Annotated in this window: 14 protein-coding genes; 4 read left to right on the top strand and 10 right to left on the bottom strand. The window is 72.6% G+C overall.

Translation table 11 applies throughout. The features are described 5' to 3' along the window. From ACN28F_RS24660 to ACN28F_RS24685, 6 genes are all read right to left on the bottom strand, one after another. Window positions 1–5,775: an SDR family NAD(P)-dependent oxidoreductase gene (locus tag ACN28F_RS24660; RefSeq protein ID WP_421359908.1), complete on the bottom strand. Its 5,775-nt coding sequence runs from the start codon at window positions 5,773–5,775 to the stop codon at window positions 1–3. Beyond that, window positions 5,772–6,779 (bottom strand): enediyne biosynthesis protein, encoded by a 1,008-nt coding sequence (locus ACN28F_RS24665; RefSeq protein WP_421359909.1) that lies wholly within the window; start codon window positions 6,777–6,779, stop codon window positions 5,772–5,774. The genes ACN28F_RS24660 and ACN28F_RS24665 overlap by 4 nt, the downstream gene beginning before the upstream one ends. Before the next feature lie 4 nt (window positions 6,780–6,783). Continuing rightward, window positions 6,784–8,730, bottom strand: coding sequence for a CRTAC1 family protein (locus ACN28F_RS24670; RefSeq protein WP_421359910.1), 1,947 nt, complete (start codon window positions 8,728–8,730; stop codon window positions 6,784–6,786). A gap of 3 nt (window positions 8,731–8,733) precedes the next feature. After that, window positions 8,734–9,708: a DUF1702 family protein gene (locus tag ACN28F_RS24675; protein WP_289210232.1), complete on the bottom strand. Its 975-nt coding sequence runs from the start codon at window positions 9,706–9,708 to the stop codon at window positions 8,734–8,736. A gap of 194 nt (window positions 9,709–9,902) precedes the next feature. Next, entirely contained in the window at window positions 9,903–10,925 is a 1,023-nt protein-coding gene (locus ACN28F_RS24680; RefSeq protein WP_421359912.1) for a DUF1702 family protein, read from the bottom strand. A 78-nt stretch (window positions 10,926–11,003) separates the two neighbouring features. After that, window positions 11,004–12,107 (bottom strand): carboxymuconolactone decarboxylase family protein, encoded by a 1,104-nt coding sequence (locus ACN28F_RS24685; RefSeq protein ID WP_421359913.1) that lies wholly within the window; start codon window positions 12,105–12,107, stop codon window positions 11,004–11,006. Window positions 12,108–12,381: 274 nt separating this feature from the next. Here ACN28F_RS24685 and egtA point away from each other — a divergent pair, with 274 nt between their 5' ends. From egtA to egtD, 4 genes are read left to right on the top strand one after another with little or no spacing between them, the layout of a single operon-like run. Then, a complete protein-coding gene (egtA, locus tag ACN28F_RS24690) occupies window positions 12,382–13,662 on the top strand; it encodes an ergothioneine biosynthesis glutamate--cysteine ligase EgtA (protein ID WP_421359915.1) in 1,281 nt (426 codons plus the stop codon). Then, entirely contained in the window at window positions 13,659–14,963 is a 1,305-nt protein-coding gene (gene egtB / locus ACN28F_RS24695) for an ergothioneine biosynthesis protein EgtB (protein WP_289210236.1), read from the top strand. The genes egtA and egtB overlap by 4 nt, the downstream gene beginning before the upstream one ends. Continuing rightward, window positions 14,963–15,739 carry an ergothioneine biosynthesis protein EgtC gene (gene egtC, locus ACN28F_RS24700; RefSeq protein ID WP_421359917.1) on the top strand — a complete coding sequence of 259 codons (777 nt, stop codon included), beginning with the start codon at window positions 14,963–14,965 and terminating at the stop codon, window positions 15,737–15,739. The genes egtB and egtC overlap by 1 nt, the downstream gene beginning before the upstream one ends. Continuing rightward, entirely contained in the window at window positions 15,718–16,680 is a 963-nt protein-coding gene (egtD, locus tag ACN28F_RS24705; RefSeq protein WP_421359919.1) for an L-histidine N(alpha)-methyltransferase, read from the top strand. The genes egtC and egtD overlap by 22 nt, the downstream gene beginning before the upstream one ends. A gap of 3 nt (window positions 16,681–16,683) precedes the next feature. On the opposite strand, the gene ACN28F_RS24710 is transcribed toward egtD, so the two are convergent. The 4 genes from ACN28F_RS24710 to ACN28F_RS24725 form a co-directional block, all read right to left on the bottom strand. Then, window positions 16,684–17,463: an amino acid ABC transporter ATP-binding protein gene (locus tag ACN28F_RS24710; RefSeq protein ID WP_421359921.1), complete on the bottom strand. Its 780-nt coding sequence runs from the start codon at window positions 17,461–17,463 to the stop codon at window positions 16,684–16,686. Further along, window positions 17,460–18,347 carry an amino acid ABC transporter permease gene (locus tag ACN28F_RS24715; protein WP_421359922.1) on the bottom strand — a complete coding sequence of 296 codons (888 nt, stop codon included), beginning with the start codon at window positions 18,345–18,347 and terminating at the stop codon, window positions 17,460–17,462. The genes ACN28F_RS24710 and ACN28F_RS24715 overlap by 4 nt, the downstream gene beginning before the upstream one ends. 3 nt (window positions 18,348–18,350) lie before the next feature. Continuing rightward, window positions 18,351–19,226, bottom strand: coding sequence for an ABC transporter substrate-binding protein (locus ACN28F_RS24720; protein WP_421359923.1), 876 nt, complete (start codon window positions 19,224–19,226; stop codon window positions 18,351–18,353). Between the two features lie 69 nt (window positions 19,227–19,295). Continuing rightward, window positions 19,296–19,757 (bottom strand): rhodanese-like domain-containing protein, encoded by a 462-nt coding sequence (locus ACN28F_RS24725; RefSeq protein WP_289210241.1) that lies wholly within the window; start codon window positions 19,755–19,757, stop codon window positions 19,296–19,298. Window positions 19,758–19,761: the final 4 nt, after the last annotated feature.

Below are 19,761 nucleotides of genomic sequence, written 5' to 3' on the forward strand. Positions count from 1 at the left end.
TCACCGCCCCTGCGCCAGGACGGCGACGACGACCGGGCCCGGGTGGTCACGCAACGTGGTCGCCATCGTGGCGATCCGTTGACTCCCGCTGGCCAGCACCACCCAGCCCGCCGGTCCGCCGGCGAGCTGGGACAGCGGCGTCGGCTGCGGCCGGCCGATCTTCTGCAGACACTCCACCGCGCTCCACACCCGGGTCGCGGCGACGTCGAGCGGCTCGGCGAGCTCGCGGGCCAGCAGTTGGGCCAGCGGCAGGTGGTTGCCGAGCAGGTCACGCCACTCGTCGTCGGAGCGGGCCGCCACCGCTTCGACGTCGCAGCCCAGGTCGCCCGTACCGGTCACACAGAGGGTCACCCCGGCGCTGTGCGCGGCCGAGACCGCCGTACCGGGCAGTTCGGGCCGACCGTCCGGGCGGTGGGTGACCGACACCGGCCGGCCGAGTGCCCGGCCGGCGGCGCGCCCGGTGCGCCCCCGCCGGGTCGTGGCCTCGTCCTCGTCCGGCAGCGCCGGTTCGACGACCACCGCGGTGTCGCTGCCGAGCAGGTCCTGCACGGTGCGCTCCAGGTACGGGCCGAGCAGCGGGGCGACCCACGGTCCGGCACCGCCCTTCTTGCGGACCGCGCGCAGCCGCAGCCCTTCCCACCGCTCGACGACTCTGCCGTCGCCGTCGCGTACCGCGATGTCGTAGTGGTAGGTGTCGCCGTCGCGGCTGCGTTCGACGGCGCAGAACCGGAAGTCGCCCGGACCGACCAGGTCGGCCCCGCCGGGGTGGACCCGGTCGATGCCCTGCGGCAGCAGCGTCGCGTCCGGTACGCACACCTGGTTGGCGTGCATCAGCGCGTCCCGCAGCCCGGGGTCGCCGAGCAGCAGGTCGCCCGGCAGGTACGGGGCGAACCACGCGATCTGCGGGTCGGCCGCGACCTCGGTGTCGATGTGCCGCGCGGCGGCCCGGTGGTAGCGGCGTACCCGCTGGAACCGGGCCCCCTGGAACATGGTGTCCACGTACAGGTCCCGGGCCGGGTCGAGGGCCACCGGCGGCAGTCCGTCGGCGACCTGGTCCGGTGGCCCGTCCGGGGCCGGGTCGGTGTCGAAGCGCAGCCTGGCCCGGAAGTGCTCGGCGGCGAAGGCGGTCTCCGCGCTGCGGATGGTGACGTCCACCGCCGCGTCGTCGACGACGGTCGCGGCGATCCGGACCGTGGTGCTGCCGTCCGGCGGCACCACGATCGGCCGCAGGAACTCGGCCTGCTCGATGCGGGGCACCGTCGACGCCCCGGTCACCGCGGTCGCCACCTGGGCCATCGCCTCCATGCCGAACACCGCCGGGAACAGCAGGTTGCCGTCCAACCGGTGATCGTCGAGGTAGAGGTCGCTGCCCGGGTGCAGGATGGTCTCGCAGACGAGTTCGACACCGTGGTAGCGCACCAACGGCTTGTCGACGAAGCGCAGCAGCGGCAGGTCGGGCAGGTCGTACGCGACCGTGTCGATGCCCGTGGTCCGTCCGCTGACCACCACCACCGGTGGGACGTCGGGATCGCCGACGAGCCGTCGCATCAGCGCCACCCCGTCGTCGAGGGAGATCGGGATCACCCCTTCACGCTGCAGCGACTCGACGACCGACAGCCGTTCGCCCATGCCCACCCCGGACCAGACCGACCACTCCATGCAGACGGCCCGGCACTGCGGATGTTCCCGCTGGAACCGGACGGTCCGTTCGGCGAGCCATTCGTTGGCGGTCGCGTAGTGCGCCTCGCCGCGCAGGCCGGCCCGGCCGATGATGCTGCCGAAGGTGACCAGCAGCCGCAGTTGGTCGGGGTCGACGGCGCCCAGCACCGCGTCCAGCCCGTCGACCTTCGGGGCGAAGGTCTGCCGGACCTGCGCCATGTCGAGGTTGGTCAGCGCCGTCGGCTCGTTGCGCCCGGCACCGTGCAGGACCGCGGTGACCGGCCCGAGAGCGTCCGTGACCTGCGCCACCGCCCGCTGGACCTGGTCGGCGTCGGTGACGTCGGCCCGGCCGTAGTGGACGGTGATCCCGGCGTCGGTCATCCGCCGCAGGTTGGCGGCCAGATCCGGGTCGTCGGCCGGGTCGGAGCGACCCAGTACGGCGAGCCGGGCACCGCTGTCGGCGGCCAGCGCCAGAGCACACTCGGCGGTGATGCCCTTGCCGCCGCCGGTGACCAGCAGGACGTCGTCACCGCCGAGGACCTGCGCGGTGCGTTCGGCCCGTACCGGCAGTGCCCGCAGCACCGGGACCCGCCGGCTGCCGTCGGGTTCGTAGTAGGACTCGACGAACCCGTCGGTCGCGGCGACCTCGGCGCAGACCCACGGCAGCGCCTCGCGGATCAGCGGCACGTGCACCACGGTCACCTTCAGCTGCGGTGCCTCCAGCCGGAGCGTCTTCGCCAGCCCGGCCGCGCCCCGGTCGGACTGGACCAGGACGAAGCGGTCGCCGCCACCGCCGGCGAGCAACTCGCGGGCGGCCCGCAGCGCGAGCTCCACCTCGTCGGCGGGGCACTGCGGGGAGAGGCAGACCAGCACCCCGCCGCCGAGCCCGGCCCGGTCCAGGGCCAGCCGCAGTGGCTCGGCCAGTGGATGGTCGTCGCGGGCGTACACCCGCCAGCCGCCACCGGCCGACGCGCCGCCGGCGGCGGCCACCGGCACCGGGGGACCGGCCGGGTCGAGGTCGATCCGGAAGGCCCGCGACCAGGGCGCGGCACCGTCGACCACGGCCGGCGCGTGGGCGTCGCCGTCGGTCGCCGTCGCGCTGAGCTGGTCGAGGGCGTCGGCGAGCTGACCGACGGTGGCGGTGGCGAAGTTCGTCGGGGTGGCGCTGGCCGCGATGCCGCGCCGGGCGGCCGCCTGGTTGACCAGCTGCCCGACGGTGATGGAGCTCAGGTGCAGGTCGTCGAGGAGTCGACTGTCGTCGCGGACCATCTCCATCGGAAGTTCGGCCCGGTCGGCGGCCATCCGCCGCAGCAGGTCCACGGTCGACTCGGTGTCGTCGACCGGGGTCGCCTCGGCAGCCGGTGCCGCCGCCATGGTCGCCGTCGTGGCGATCGTGACGGTCGGCGCCGCCTCACAGGGGCTGGCGAAGAACGTGAACTCGGCCCCGACCGCCAGGCTGCGGGTCAACCGGCCGTGGAACAGCCCGGAGTGGATGCCCGCGGCGCCGACCACGAACGCGCCCGCCACCACCCGTAGCAGCCCCACCAGGGACTGGCTGTCGGTGTCCAACGCCAGCGCGGGCACGTCGGTGATGGCGGCGGCCAGGCCGCTGAGCACCCGGCCCGGTCCGACCTCGACGAGCAGGTCGACGTCCTTGGCGGCGGCCGCCGCCGCCGGCGCGAACAGCACCGGGTCGACGATCTGCCGGTGCAGCAGGGCCGGCACGTCGGTCTCCGCCGGCAGGACCTCGCCGGTCACCGTCGACACGACCGTACGGTGCAGCTGCTGGAACCGTTCCCCGGTCAGCTGGTCGGCGAAGGCCCCGGCGGCGGGAGCGACCAGCGGCGAGTGGAACGCGTGGGACACCGCCAGCGGGGTCGCCGCCAGCGCGGCCTCCCTGGCCGCTTGGCAGACCCGCTCGACCTGGTCGACCGGGCCGGCGACGACGGTCTGCTGCGGCCCGTTGTATCCGGCGATCACCACGTCGGTGCCGGTGAGCAGCTCCAGCACGATGTCCGGGTCGGCACCGACACCGGCCATCGTGCCGGACGCGCTGTGCGCGGCCATGGTCTGGCCCCGCACCCGCGCGACCCGCAGCAGCGTCTCCTCGTCGATGGCACCGGCCCAGTGCAGCGCCGAGATCTCGCCGAGACTGTGGCCGACCGCGACGGTCGCCTCCACCCCGAGGTTCGCCAGCACGGTGAGGCCGGCCAGCGAACCGGTCACGATCCGGGGCTGGGCCACCGAGGTGGCGACGCCGTCGGCCGACTCCGGCAGGGCCGACCGGCGGTACACCTGGTCCGCCTCGGTGAACCGGCGGCGCAGCGCACCGCCGCTGGTGCCCCGCCCGGACCCCTGGCCGGGGAACAGGTAGCCGATCCGGCCGGGCCCGCTGGCGTAGCCGAGGAAGGCCCGGCCGTCCTCGGTCACCAGGCGGGTCTGGTCGGTGTCGAGCACGTCGAGGACCCGCTGCAGTTGCCGTACCGCGTCCTCCGGCGAGGTGACCACCACCGCCGCCCGGTACGGCAGGTCGCGCAACTCCCGGTGCAACGTGGCGGCGAGGTCGGCCAACTGCGCGTACGCCACCGTCGGCACGAACGAGACCAGCTGGTGCAGCCGTTCGCGCAGCTCGTCGCGGGACAGCGCGTCGACGGCCAGCAGTTCGGCGTCCTGCACCGACGTCGCCAGCGAGAAGGTCCGGCTGTCCAGCCGGCTGCGCCGCCGGGCGTCGCGTTTCTCCAGCACCACGTGGGTGTTGATGCCGCCGAAGCCCATCGCGGTCACACTGGCCCGCACCGGCACGTCGGCGGACCACGGTTCGGCCTGGCGCAGCACCCGCAGCGCGGCATCCGGGCGGGTCAGCTCGTCGTGCGGATCGACGCAGCCGATCGCCGGGGGCAGCACCTCGTGATGCACGGCCATCGCGGCCTTGATCAGGCCGGCCACCCCGGCCGCCGCCTTGGTGTGCCCGATCATGCCTTTGATCGAGCCGATCACCGCCGGTCGCCCGTCAGGATCGGCCGCCTGCCGGGCCAGGGTGAGCGCCTTCAGCTCGGTGCTGTCGCCGACCGCCGTACCGGTGCCGTGTCCCTCGAACAGGCCGACCGTGTCGATGCCGAAGCCGGCCCGCTCGTACGCCCGGTGCAGCGCCAGCTGGTAGCCGCTGACCTCGGGGCGGGTGATGCCGCCCTTGCCGTCGGAGGAGATGCCCCAGCCGGCGATGGTGGCGTAGCTGCGGTGTCCGGCCGCCGTAGCGTCCGGCTCGCGCATCAGCACGATCATCCCGCAGCCCTCACCGGGCCAGAACCCGTTGGAGCCCTTGTCGTACACCCGCATCTCGCCCCGGGCGAGCGCCCCGGTCTTGGCGAATCCGATGATCTCGAACGGGTCGATCGACAGGTCGACCCCGCCGGCGATGGCGACGTCGACCTCGCCGTCGAGCAGCGACTTGCAGGCGGTCGCCACCGACAGCAGCGACGACGAGCAGGCGCCGTCCACCGTGTAGCCGCCGCCCTTGAGATCGAAGTGGTTGCAGATCCGCCCGGCGATGGTGTTGGACAGACCGCCGGCGAGGGTGTCCTCGTCGATGGCCGGGAACGGAGCCTTGTAGCTGGTTTCCAGGTCGGCCAGGAACGCACCGAGCTGCTCGTCGTCCCAGTCCTGTTCCTTGAGCGCGGCGGCGACCATCCGGCGGACGTACGGCCAGCGCAGCCGCATCAGGTTGGCCCGGGAGAACTCGCCGGTGAGGCTGTTTCCGACGACCACGCTGGTCCGTTCGCGGGGCAGCCCTTCGGCCATCGGGAACCCGGCGTCGGCCAGGGCCGTCGCGGCGACGTCCAGGGCCAGCCAGTGGGTCAGGTCCGTCGACCGGTAGGTGCTTCCGGCGATCTTGTACGCGATCCGGTCGAACTCGTACCCCTCGATGACGGCGGCGTTGCGGGCGTAGAACCGGTCCGGAGCGGCCGGGTCGGCGTCCCAGTAGTCGGCCAGCCGCATCCGTACGTCCGGCAGTCGGCGGAACGCCCGCCGCCCGGCGAGGGCGTTGTCCCACAGCTCCCGCGGCGATGTGGCGTCCGGGTAGCGGCAGGCCATGCCGACGATGGAGATCCTGGTCACGCCACCACCACCTCCTTCGTGTTCGTCGGTGTGGTCAGCGGTGTCGCGGTCGGGTCGCCCGCTGCGGCAGCGGCGGCGCGGGCCTGGGCCTCGTTGGCCTCGCGGACCTTGTTGACGATGTGCACGGACCAGAGGAAGATGCCCCGGACGGCGCACACCGCCGCCGTGGCGAAGAACAGCCCGTACGCGATGCCGGCGCCGGTGAGCATGCCGTAGACCAGCGCCACGCTGCCGCCGAAGGCGACCTGCGAGGCCGGTTTGGACGGGCTGGTCCCCGGGTCGGTGATCATGTAGTTGGTGAACAGGACGAACGCCACGCCGGTCATGGTGGCCAGCCCACCCAGGATCGAGGTGTCGAGCAGGACGCCGCGCACGACCGACTGCAGCGCGAAGACCCCGAGCCAGGCACCGATCAGCCACATCCGGCCGGTCAGCTTGGCGTTGAGCATCGTCCCCAGGCCGAGAATGGCCAGTGGCAGGAACCAGTCGACGAAGCCGTCCACGTTCTCGGTGAAGTGGTACGGCGGCGCGATGCTGGCCCACGGGAAGACGACGAGGATCATCATGATCCCGAAGTTCGACGGGTTCATGTAGTGCCGCAGCCGGCCCCGTACCGGTGCCCGCAGCACCCACTTGGCGCCGATCGCCACCGCGACACCGAACATCATCGCGAGGATCTGGTCGTTGACGTAGGTCAGCATGTTCACCGCCAGCGCGGTGATGTGCGCCGGGTACAGGAACTCGGCGAGTCCGCGTACCCCGCCGCCGAGGAACCGTGGCGGGCGACCTTCGGTCCGGGCGCCGATGATCTCCAGGCCGATCTCGATCGTGTACGCCGTGGCGAGCGCGACGAACGGCCACAGCCACGGTTGCTCGAAGCCGAGCACGGTGTATCCCAGGATGTTGAACACCGTGATCGAGATGGCGAACCGGCGGAGCGCGGTGACGACTTTGGGGTCGTGCCGGGGGGCGGAACGGGCGGTCTGCGGGGTGGTCGTGGTCATCGGTTCACCTCACCGTGGCCTGGGACCCGAGCTGTACGGAGTGCCAGCCGGGGGTCATCTCAAGGGTCTGTTCGTGTGCCTGACCAGTGCGGTCCCGCCAGCTGATCTGCACCTGCACCGGCCCGGTCACCTCGCCGAGTCCGATGTGCACCTCGTGGCTGCGGTGGCCGGAGTGGCCGCTGCCGCCGTCGACCCGGGACAGGAAGACCCGCCCGTCGGCGGTGGTGGCGACGACCTGGGCACCGGTCGCCGGCGAACCGGCCTGCCCGGGGTCGGCGTCGTGCGGGTGGGTCAGGTGCAGGCCGAGGAAGGCACCGGCCGACGGGCTGTCGTTGTGGTAGTAGACCGGTTCGGCCCACTGCCGGGCGACCGCCCAGTCGAGCAGCCCGTCGCCGTCGGCGTCGCCGGTGGCGATGCCCCGGGTCGGCACCGGCACCGCCAGACCGAGTTCGGCAGCCACGTCGACGTAGCGTCCGGTCTCGTCGGGTACGAAGAACCGCAGGGTCTGCCCACCGGCGACGTCGTCACCGGCGCGTACGTTCGGCCACCAGGCCGGATCGGACAGCAGCAGGTCGTTCGCGGTCGCCAGTTCCTGCAGCTGCGGCCACCGGTTGACCTCGCCCTTGACGAATCCGAGCGCCTGGGTGACCACGGTCTGGCCGCTGTTGTTGAAGTCGGCCAGTTTGGTGTCCCAGCCCCAGCCGGACCAGGCCAGGCCCATCGGCGCGCTGCGGTCGGTGAAGGGCGCCTCACCGGCGGCGAGCCGGCGACGCATCTCCTCGGTGTCGGCGGCGTCGTTGATGAAGGCGTAGTTGCTCTCCACGATGCCGAACGACGTGGTGATGTTGCTGACGAACAGGTCGTAGTTGCCGTCCCCGTCGAGGTCACCGAAGTCGACGCCCATGCCCTTGAACGAGTCCACGCCGAGCTGCTTGGACTTCGGCACGGTGCCCTTGCGGACCGCCTCGACCATGGCGAAGTCGATGTTGCCCGGGGTGGACCGGTTGTGCAGCAGCCGGTCGGGGCCGAAGTCGTGCGCCAGGTACAGCTCCGGCAGCAGGTCGCCGTCGAGGTCGACCGCGCCCGAGGCCAGCGCCCAGCCGGTCGAGGCGTCGGCGGGGATGGCGTCGTCGACGCGTTCGTAGCGCACCGTCGGCGTGGCGCCGCTGGTCGCCCCGGCCCACCGGAAGATGTAGTCCGGGCCGCCGTTGAGCCCGTGGGACATCGAGTGGTTCATCTCCACCCCGCCGTACACCGTGTGGTCGAGCACCGGGCTGTGCGGGAAGTAGTTGCCGACGTGGATGTCCTCGTAGCCGTCGCCGTCGAAGTCGGCGACGGTGACCGTGTTGGTGTTCCAGTCAGGGCCGGTGTAGCCCGATCCGGACGGCCCCGGCATCAGTTCGGTCGGCTGGTAGCTGTCCGGGCCGAGTTCGTCGACGTCGGCTTTGGCCAGGTAGATGATCGGGGTGCGGCCCCACAGGTAGACCAGCAGGTCCATCCGGCCGTCGGCGTTGAAGTCACCGGGTGCGCAGCCCATCGGCGCCATCGCGAAGTGCATGGGCAGCGGGTCCGGGTCGAGCGCGAACGGTGCGTACCGGGCCGGACTGTCCGGCGTCGGGCTCACCACGACCTGGTCGATCCGGGGATCGGTGACGCACAGGTCGTTGGCCAGGCCGTCGCCGTCGAGGTCGTTCATGGCGATCGCGGCACCGACCGAGGAGATCCAGGCGTCGATGTGTTCGTACTCCTGGTTGACCTTGCGGATCGACTGCTGGGTGAAGCCACCCGGCATCGCGATCGACATCGGCGTGAAGGAGTAGCCGGCGGCCAGGCCCGCACGGGTGTCAGCGGCGTAGCCGGGCTGACGGGCGAGCACGAACAGGCTCACCATCAGCAGGACCGCGATGACCCCGGCGAGTTGCCGGCGAAGCAAGCCAACTGTCGACGACACGGACTAGCACCTCCCAAGAGAGACGAACTGGCTGGCGGCCCGCTCCCGCCACACCTCGTAGGCCGGCACCGGGCCGGTGGTCGCGGGGTCGGGCCGGGTCTGCCGGCTGACCGCCGCCGCGTCGGACACGGACATTCCGCAGAAGATCTCGGTGGCGAGCTCGTTGTGCGACACCACCAGGCCGGCCCGCACCCGTGCCTCGGCCGCGAAGGCGCTGGCCTGGGCGACCTGCGGCCGGGCGTCACCGGCGCGGTCCCACAACGTCCGGAGCTCGTCGGCGTCGGCGCCGCCGGCGTAGGTCGCCGCCAACGCGGCACCGCTGTACAGGTCGGCACGCCGGTGGGGAGCGAAGGCGTCGATCAGCTCGGCCACCCGCTGCGGGTCGCTGCCCCCGACGAACCAGCTGGCCCGGCCGACGCCCTGGTCGATCGCGCGGCTGGCGTACCAGCGTGGTCCGCTGATCGGCCACGGAAAGTCGGTTTCCTCGTGCTGCTGGTGGACGTACCGGTCGGTGTGGAAGTACGCCTGGTGGAATCCGTACCCGTCCAGGGCCAGCCAGCGCAGCAGCGGATCCGGCGCGGTCAGTGTCCGCCACCGGAATCTCGGCAACCGGGCCATTGCCCAGCCGATGCCGACGTAGGCCATGTAGACGTGTGCGTCTCCCGGACCGGCCAGGAAACGTGAAACGTGGTCGGAACGGCCGAACGGCAGTGCGTCGAGAATGGCGAAACCCATGGCTGCGCCCTCGTAGGCGAAACCTTGGTAGCGCACCGGCAGGTCGGCCAGTGGCGTGGCGACCTCCGCTGGTGTGCCCGCCTCCATGGCCGCCGCGTATCCGGCGATGAAGGACCGCCCGACGGTCTCCAGAACGTCGCGTGAGGTGGAGTTCTTGGCATGGAAGCCGCGGACTTCCAAGGTCGTCTCGGAAAGCTTCGGCGTCAGGAGCGCGCGTCTCGTCTTACGCCAGTACGTTGCCAACTCTCTCCCTCACTTGTCCTCGATGAATGGCAGTCGTCGCCCCGTATCATGGCCAGCAGGGCGACGGAATTCCTTCTTTGGAAATGCCACGTTGGGGAATTTCTCCGAAATTGCTCGATAATGCGGAACGGGCATGCGTGAACCGGCCGTCGACGGTGACAGCCGTTTCTTCGCGTTGCTCTGATTTCTGTTGTTCAGTGCTGGGTCGAATGCAGGCCAGGGGCGAATCTCTCCCGTATGCGTCGCCGCCATGTCTCGTAGGCCGGCGGGCCGTCAGGCCGGCCTGCGCCAGAACGGGTGTCGTCGGCGTCCGTACCGTCGGTGTCGGTCACCGCGACCTCGTCGGCGAGCGCGGCGGCGGCGGCGGCCGACGTCCCGGTCAGCACCTGGGTCGCGGTCTCCACGTGGGCCGGCACGAAGCCGGACTCGGCGCGGGCCTTGGCGGCGAACACCGCGCCCTGGGCGAGCTCCGCGCGGTACGGGCCGGCCAGCTCCGGTAGCAGGTCGAGCTCACCGCCGGCGAAGGTCGCCGCCAGCCCGACACCACTGAACAGGTCCGCCCGGCGGGCCGGTGCGAACTCTTCGACGGCGGCGGCGACCGCCCGTGGCTGACCGCCGTGGATGAACCACAACGCCCGGCCGATGCCCTGGTCGAAGGCGCGGCCGAAGTAGTCGGGCCGGCCGAGCCACGGGTAGGGCGCCGGCTGCCGCTGCTCGACGACCCAGCGTCGGGTGTGGAAGTACGCCCGGTCGAAGCCGAGCCCGTCGACCGCCAGCCACGACATGGTGGGGTGGTAGGGCAGCCCGGCCAGGTCGGGCAGCACCTTGCGCCACAGCGGCCGGGGCAGCCGGGCCATCGCGAACCCGATCCCGATGTACGCCAGCAGCAGGTGCGGCCGGCCGCTGCCGGTGAGCAGGTCGCGGGTGCGCCGGCCGCGCCGGGCGCCGGTGACGTCCCGTACGGTGAGTGCCATCGTCGCCCCTTCGTAGGCGAAGCCCCGCAGCTCCTGCTCGACCAGCTCCAGCCGGCGTTCCAGCTCCCACAGGTCGGTGCTGTCGATGGCCCACTCGAAGCCGCAGATCACCGCCTGGGGGACCGCCTCCAACCGGCGGGCGGCCGGTGCCGATGCGCCGGGAAAGCCCCGGCGCGCGAAGGTGACCTCGGCCAGCGGTGGCGCCAGGGCCAACCGCCGGACGGCGCCGATGACGCCTGCCATGCGTTTCTCCATTCCGGTACGGGTGCCTGCCGATGCCGGCACCGGCCGGCGCGGGCAGCCGGTGCCCCTTTGGGTCGGCTATCCGGTCCGGGCGTGCCGGCCCGACGGCGGCGCCTCGGGCAGGACCGGGTCGGTCGGGACGTGCCAGGCGCCGACCCGACGAGCCGCTGCGAAGCTGGCCCAGGCCGCGGCCTCGATCAGCGTCTGGTCGCCCGGGTGGTGCCGGCGGAATTCCGCGACCGTCTCGTTGTCCACCTGGTACGACGCCAGGGCGGTGAGCAGCGCCAACCGTGCGGCAGCCTGATCGGGTGGGCCCAGCGGGGCGACGAGGTCCTCACACCACTGCCGGGCCAGCCCTGTCTCCTCGCCGCGCCAGCTCGCCAGCCGCTCCTCGACCAACTGCCGGACCGGCGCGGACAGGCAGCGTTCGCCGGCGGCGGCCAGTGCCGCGTACGACCGGGCCGTCGCCTGGGCGACCGTCGGGTCACCGGCCGCCCAGCCGGCGTCGGCCGGCAGCGCCGCCGCCGGCAGCAGCGGCAGCGACCGCCCCGGTACGGGTGCCGCCCGCAGCGTCGGGTCGAGCTGCCGGCCGACGACGTGCTTGAACCGTCGCCGTGCCGCCGGGGTGAGTCCGGGTGGCAGCAGGAAGCTGGTCAGGAAGACGTTGACCATCCGGTTCAGGTAGTGGAAGGCGACGACGACGCCGACCAGCTCCGGCCGTTGCGCTTCGGTGAACGGCACCGGTGTCGGGTCGTCCGGCAGATGGGCGCTGCGGGCCCATTCGACCAGCGCCCGTAGCCGCGGGTCCGTCATCGTCTGTGGCCGGTCGGCGACGACCGCCTCGGCGTCGTGCTCGCCGGCCTGCGGGTACAGCCCGGTGCTGTGCATGTCCACGCAGTACGGGCAGATGTTGGCGACCGACACTCCGGCGGCGACCGCCTCCTTGGCGACGCGGTCCACCGCGCCCACCACCAGCAGCGGTTCGCGCATCAGCATCCAGAAGGCGCTGAGTGTCTCCGGTGCCGGCGAGTGGAGCAGGACCGGTGGGATGACCAGCCGCATCTCCTCGGCGCACTGGGCGTACACGGTCGCGACCGTGCCGAGCGCCGACTGCTCGGACACCGGACGGACGTGTCGCACCTGGCGTTGGGCGACCGACGCGACGACCCGTCGGATGACCATCGTGGCTCCCTCATGGTGCGGCGATCGGATGATGCGGCGATCGGATGATGCGGCGTACGGATGATGCGGTGTCAGTCCGATCACTGAAGGTGATCGCATGTTCATCAGAATGCCGACCGGTGGACGTCTGAGGGAACTTCCATATTGCCGAGGTGCCCTGGTCACGGGGCCGGATAGCGGCGCTGCCCGATCGCCGGGGCGCTGATTGTCGGACCCTGCGGCTAGGGTGGGATGAACTGTTGTCACAACGTCACATACGGTGACAATTGGAGGGGTGGGAGTGCAGCACCTGCACCTGTCCGACGCCGTGCGGCCGGCCGACGGCGACGAGGTCATCGCCGACGTCGCCGCCGCCGTCGGCCACATCGGGCGGATCTGCTTCAAGACCGGACCACCACGGCGGGTCGGTGTCGAACTCGAATGGACCGTGCACCACGTGGACGACCCTGCCCGTCCACTCGACCCGGAGATCCTCGGCCGGGCGCTCGGCGACCACGCCCCACCCACCCTGCGCCGCGACAGCCCGCACCGACCCCTGCCGCACGGCGGGCAGGTCACCGTCGAGCCCGGCGGCCAGGTGGAGATCTCCAGCCTGCCGGTCGACTCCGTCGTCGACCTGCACCGGCGCACCGTCGCCGACACCGCCGCCCTCGACGCCCGGCTCGCCCGGGCCGGCCTGCGGCTCGGCTCCCACGGCTGCGACCCGCACCGGCCGCCCCGGCGCATCCTGCACAACCGCCGGTACACCGCGATGGCCGACGCCTTCGGCCGGTACGGCGCGGCCGGAGCGACCATGATGTGCGCCACCGCCGGCCTGCAGGTGTGCCTCGACGCCGGGACCCCCGCCCAACTGCCGCTGCGCTGGGCGGCCGCGCACGCACTCGGGCCGGTGCTGCTGGCGACCTTCGCCAACTCGGCACGGTACGCCGACCGGGACACCGGCTGGGTGTCGCACCGGATGCGGACCTGGCTCACCCTCGACCCGGCCCGCACCGCCCCGCCGACCGCCGTCGCGCCGGGGCAGCCGCGGGGAGAGCCGGCGGGACAACCGCCGACGGACCCGGTGGCGGCCTGGACCCGCCGGGTCCTGGACACCCCGCCGCTGTTCATCGCCGACGGGCGGCACGGCTGGTCCCGGTCCGGCGCCGTCGGGTTCGGCGACTGGATCCGCAGCGGGCTGCCCCGCCCACCCACCTACGCCGACCTGTCGCTGCACCTGAGCACGCTCTTCCCCCCGGTACGCCCGCAGGGCCACCTGGAGATCCGCTACCTCGACGCCCAACCGGCCGACGACTGGCTGGCGCCGGTCGCCGTACTGGCCAGCCTGTTCGCCCGCGACGAGACGCTGCGTACCGCGTGGCGCCACGCCGCCCCGGTCGCCGACCGGTGGGCCGACGCCGCCCGCGTCGGTCTGGCCGACCCGGCGTTGGCCGCCGCCGCACGGGCCGTCGTCGGCCTCGCCTGCGACCACCTCGCCGACACCGGCCTGCCGGCGACGACCGCCACCACGATCCGGCACTCGCTGCGTCGCCGGCTGCCGAAGGAGGACCTGTGACCGGACCGACCGACCTACGCGCCGTACTCGCCGACGACCTCGACCGCGCCCGACGACGCAGCAGCGCCCTCACCGACGCCGTCGACGACGCCGACCTGGTCCGCCAGCATTCGCGGCTGATGTCGCCGCTGGTCTGGGACCTGGCCCACATCGGCAACCAGGAGGAACTCTGGCTGGTCCGCGACGTCGGCGGCCGGGATCCGGTCCGCGCCGACATCGACCACCTGTACGACGCGTTCAAGCACGCCCGCGCCGACCGCCCCGCGCTGCCGCTGCTGGACCCGACCGAGGCGCGCGCCTACACCCGTACCGTCCGGGACAAGGTCCTCGACCTGCTCGACACGGTGGCGTTCGACGGCCGACCACTGGTCGAGCAGGGCTTCGCCTTCGGGATGATCGTCCAGCACGAGCAGCAGCACGACGAGACGATGCTCGCCACCCACCAGTTGCGGACCGGGCCGCCGGTGCTCACCGCCGCGCCCACCCCGCCGTCGGCCGGGCCGGTCGACGGCGAGGTGCTCATCCCCGCCGGGCCGTTCACCATGGGCACCTCCACCGAGCCGTGGGCGCTGGACAACGAACGCCCCGCGCACCCGGTCGACGTGCCGGCGTTCCTCATCGACCGCGCGCCGGTGACCAACGCCCGCTACCAGCGTTTCATCGACGACGGCGGCTACCACGACGAGCGATGGTGGAGCCCGCAGGGCTGGGCCCACCGGCTGCGGGCCGCGCTCGCCGGGCCGGCCCACTGGCACGGCGACGGCAGCGCCACCCGGTTCGGCCGACGGTCGGCGATCGTGCCCGACGAGCCGGTGGTGCACGTCGGCTGGTACGAGGCGCAGGCGTACGCGAACTGGGCCGGCCGTCGGCTGCCCACCGAGGCCGAATGGGAGAAGGCCGCCCGGTACGACCCGTCGACCGGCCGGTCCCGCCGCTACCCGTGGGGCGACGACGATCCGCGACCCGAGCACGCCAACCTGGGCCAGCGGCACCTGTCCCCGGCCCCGGTGGGCGCCTACCCGGCCGGTGCCTCACCGGCCGGGGTGCACCAGCTGATCGGCGACGTGTGGGAGTGGACCGACACCTGGTTCGACGGCTACCCCGGCTTCACCGCCTTCCCGTACCGGGAGTATTCGCAGGTCTTCTTCGGCCGCGACCACCGGGTGCTGCGCGGCGGCTCGTTCGGCACCGACCGGTCCGCCTGCCGGGGCACCTTCCGCAACTGGGACTATCCGATCCGGCGGCAGATCTTCAGCGGCTTCCGGACCGCCCGCGACCCGCTGCCCGGCGAGGTCGCCTAGTGTGCCGCCACCAGCTGTACCTGGGCCCACCCACGAGCCTGGCGACGCTGCTGATCGATCCGGCGCACAGCCTGTACCGCCAGTCCTGGGCACCCCGGCAGATGCGGGGCGGCGGCACGGTCAACGCCGACGGGTTCGGCATCGGCTGGTACACCGGCACCGGCACCGGGTCCGCAACCGGCGCAGGTCCGGTCCGGTACCGCCGGGCCGTACCGATCTGGGCCGACCAGAGCCTGCCCGAACTGGCCCGGGCCACCGTCACCGGCGCGCTGCTCGCCGCCGTCCGCTCGGCCACCCCCGGGATGCCGGTGGTCGAGACGGCCTGCGCCCCGCACGCCGAGGGCCGCTGGTTGTTCAGCCACAACGGGGTGGTGGCCGGCTGGCCGGGCAGCGTCGCCGACCTCGCCGCCACCCTGCCGGTGACCGACCTGCTCACCCTCGACGCACCGACCGACGCCGCGCTGCTGTGGGCGCTGGTGCGCCACCGGCTGCGGGCCGGCGTCCCACCCGCCGCCGCGATCGCCGACACCGTCACCAGCGTGCTCGCGGTGGCCCCGGCGTCCCGGCTCAACCTGCTGCTCACCGACGGCGAACAGGGCTGGGCCAGCACCGTCGGCCACAGCCTGGCCGTCCGGGCCGCCCCGGACCGGATCGTCGTCGCCTCCGAACCCACCGACGACGATCCGGGGTGGACCGCCGTACCGGACCACCGACTCGTCGTCGTGACCCCGACCGCCTACACCGTGGAGGAACTGTGCGGATCGACATCGCACTGACCGAGGCCGACCAGCTGCAGGCGTTGCGCGCCGACGTCCGGCTGGGGCTGACCGCCGAGGCGAAGTGGCTGCCGCCGAAGTGGTTCTACGACAAGTACGGCAGCGAACTGTTCGACCGCATCACCACCCTGGCCGAGTACTACCCGACCCGGGCCGAACGCGCCGCGCTGACCGCGCACGCCGCCGACATCGCCGCCGCCACCCGGGCGGTCACCCTGGTGGAGCTGGGCAGCGGATCGTCGGAGAAGACCCGGCTGCTGCTCGACGCGCTGGGCCGGGCCGGCAGTCTGGACCGGTTCGTGGCACTGGACGTCTCCGAATCGGCGCTGCGCGACGCCGCCACCGCGCTGCACCACGACTACCCGCAGCTGACGGTCCACGCGATCGTCGGTGACTTCACCCGGCACCTGGACCGGATTCCGGCTGACGACCACCGGCTGGTCGCCTTCCTCGGCGGCACCATCGGCAACCTGGTGCCGGCCGAACGGGCCGAGTTCCTGGCGGCGGTGCGCGCGGTGCTGCGGCCCGGTGAATGGCTGCTGCTCGGCACCGACCTGGTCAAGGCGGAGTCGACCCTGGTCGCCGCCTACGACGACGCCCAGGGGGTGACCGCCGAGTTCAACCGCAACGTGCTGCACGTGGTCAACCGCCAGCTCGGCGCCGACTTCGACCCGACGGCGTTCCGGCACGTTGCCCGTTGGGACGCCGGGCACGAATGGATCGAGATGCGGTTGCGGGCCGAGCGGGCCATGACGGTCGAGGTCGCCGACCTGGACCTGACGGTGCCGTTCGCCGCCGGGGAGGAGCTGCGGACCGAGGTGTCGGCGAAGTTCCGCCGGGCCGGCGTGACCGCCGAGCTGGCCGCTGCCGGGTTCGAGCTGACCCACTGGTGGACCGACCCGGCCGGCCGCTTCGCGATCAGCCTGTCCCATTGCCGCTGACAGTCAGTCCGCCTGGGTGCGGGTGAGCCGGCGCAGGAACTGCCGGGTGCGCGGGTGCTCGGGGCTGTCGAGCACCCGCTGCGCCGGCCCCTGCTCGTAGATGGCACCGTCCGCGAGGAAGCAGACCCGGTCGGCGACCTCGCGGGCGAACCCCATCTCGTGGGTGGCGATCAGCATGGTCATCCCGTCGGTCTTCAGCTCCCGGATCAACGCCAGCACCTCACCGACCAGTTCCGGATCCAGCGCCGAGGTGACCTCGTCGAGCAGCAGCAGCCGGGGCGCGTTGATCAAGGTCCGGGCGATCGCCGCCCGCTGCTGCTGGCCGCCGGAGAGCCGGTCCGGGTACTGCTTCGCCTGATCGGCCAGCCCGACGCGGTCCAGCAGCTCCATCGCCCGCCGCTGCGCCTGCGCCCGCCCGACCCGGTGCACCCGGCGCGGCGCCAACGTGACGTTGTCCAGCACGGTCAGGTGCGGAAACAGGTTGTACGACTGGAACACCAACCCGACGCGCTGGCGTACCTGATCGGGGTCGACCCGTGGGTCGGTGATGTCCCGACCGTCCAGGTGGATCGTGCCGTCGTCGACGGTCTCCAGCAGGTTGACGCACCGCAGCAGGGTCGACTTGCCGGAGCCACTGCCGCCGATCAGCGCCACCACCTCGTGCTCGGCCACCTCCAGACACAGATCGCGCAGCACGACCCGGTCACCGAAGACCTTGCGGACCCCGGCACAGACCAGCACCGGCGGCCCACCGCGCCCGCCCGGGTCCGCCGTCGCTGTCACGCCGTACCGGCCCAGGTCTGCCGCCGGGCGGCCCGCATGGTCACCTGGTCGGTGACCGCCACCAGCGGGATCGCCAGCAGGATGAACAGCACCCCGGCCACCACGTACGGGGTGAAGTTGTAGCTGGTCGCGGTCTCGATCTGGGCGGCGCGGATCGCATCGATCGGCCCGGCCAACGAGATCAGGCCGACGTCCTTCTGCAGCGCCACCAGGTCGTTGAGCAGCGGTGGCGCGACCCGCCGGACCGCCTGCGGCAGCACCACGTACCGCATCGTCTGCGCGTGGCTGAGCCCCAGCGACCGGGCGGCGGCCCGCTGCGCCGGATGCACCGACTCGATGCCGGCCCGGAACACCTCCGCCAGGTAGGCGCCGTAGGTGACGACCAGCGCGCAGCCGCCGAGGACCAGCACCGACGGCGTGCCGGCCAGCCGCAGCCCCGGCACCCCGAAGGTGAACAGGTACAGCACGATGATCAGCGGGGCGCCCCGGAACACGTACGTGTAGGACGTCGCGGCGGCCCGCAGCGGAAAGAACACCGCCGGGCGCAGGGTCCGGGCCAGCGCGACCGCCAACCCCAGCGCCAACGCCCCGGCGGCGCAGAACACCAGCAGCCGTACGTTGAGCCAGAGCCCGCGCAGCACCGCCGGCAGCGCGTCGGCCGCCACCGCCGGGTCGAAGAAGGACTGCTGGACCCGGGGCCAGCCAGGGGAGTTGCGGACCGCCACCACCAGCAGGGTGCCGAGCACCGCCGTGGAGGCGGCGGCGATCAGCACCGACCGGACGCTTTGCCGGCGGCGGTACGCGTCCCGCCCTCGCTGCAGCTCACTGGGCTGATAGCCGGCGGACGGCAGAGCGCTGCCGGCCGGTGCCGTGGAACCGCGCACTGGTCAGGACAGGACCGGCGCGCCGGCCACGTCGGCCAGCCACTCGGCCTGCAGGCTGTCCAGGGTGCCGTTGCCGCGTAGCTCGTCGACGGCGGCGCTGACGCACGCCGTCAACGACGATCCCTTGTCGAGCACCAGGCCGAACTGTTCCGGCTGGCCGGACGGCTGCGCCAGCTGCCCGACGATCGTGGCGTCGTCGATCTCGGCGGCGGTGACGTAGAACGCGGTCGGCAGGTCCAGCACCAGCGCGTCGATGGTGCCGTTGCGCAGCGCCGCCTTGGCGTCGTCGTTGTTGTTGAACACCGCCGGCTCGGCCGTCGGCGCGATCACTTCGGTGATCGCCCGGTAGCTGGTCGTGCCGACCTGTGCGCCGAGCTTGACCTCGCGCAACTCGGCCAGGGTCGTCGCGGCGGCCGCCGGCGTACCCTCCAGCGCGATCACCGCCTGGGTGACGTCGTAGTACGGGCTGGAGAAGTCGACCGCAGCCCGGCGCTCCTCGGTGATGGAGAACTGGTTGATGTCGACGTCGAACTCCTTGGGTCCGGGAGCGATCGCGGTGGCGAACGGCACCCGTACCCAGGCAACCTTGTCCGGCTCGTAGCCGAGCTGGTTGGCGACCGCGTACGCCACCGCCCCCTCGAAGCCGGAACCGTTCTCCGGGGCGTCGTCGACGAACCACGGTGGGTACGCCGGCTGGTCGGTGCCGACGGTCAACGTTCCAGGCACGACGGTCTCCAGCCGCTGCGGTTCGCAGGCGTCCGCCGTCGGCGGATCCACCGGCGGGTCGTCCGCCTGTGGCGAGCAGCCGGCGAGCGCGACGGCCACCGCACCGGCGGTGAGTACGCCGAGCAGGCCGTTCGTCCGATGTGACCTCAGCATGACCGCTCCTCGATGTCCGGTGGATGCGCCGGGCCGGCGGTTACATTCGATCAGCCGCCGGCCCGACGATCAACGGGCGTCGCCCCGCTCCGGATGATCGCCGTCATCGACAGCCGTGCCGGGTGGCTCGATCACCGGCAGCCCGGCGGCCCGCCAGGCCGCGAAGCCGCCGTCGAGGTCGGTGGCCAGCGGCAGACCGGTGTCCTGAAGCGACGCGGCGGCCAGCGACGACGCGTATCCCTCCTGGCAGACGACGATCGGCCACAGTCGAGGGCTGTCGGCGACGTCGAGCCGCGCCGCGCTGTGCGGGTCGAGCCGCCACTCCAGCACGTTGCGTTCGATCACGTACGCCCCGGGGATCTCGCCGTGCGCCGCGCGTTGAGCGGCCGGACGGATGTCGACCAGCACCGCTTCGCCGTCCTGCTGAGCCTGGTAGGCGGTCCGGGCGTCGACCCGGTCGAGGCGGCCGCGGACCTTGTCCAGCAGCCGGTCGATGCCGGGTTCCGGGGTGCCGGGTTCCGGGGTCACCATGGTT

Source organism: Solwaraspora sp. WMMA2101, from assembly GCF_049179175.1.
Lineage (GTDB): Bacteria > Actinomycetota > Actinomycetes > Mycobacteriales > Micromonosporaceae > Micromonospora_E.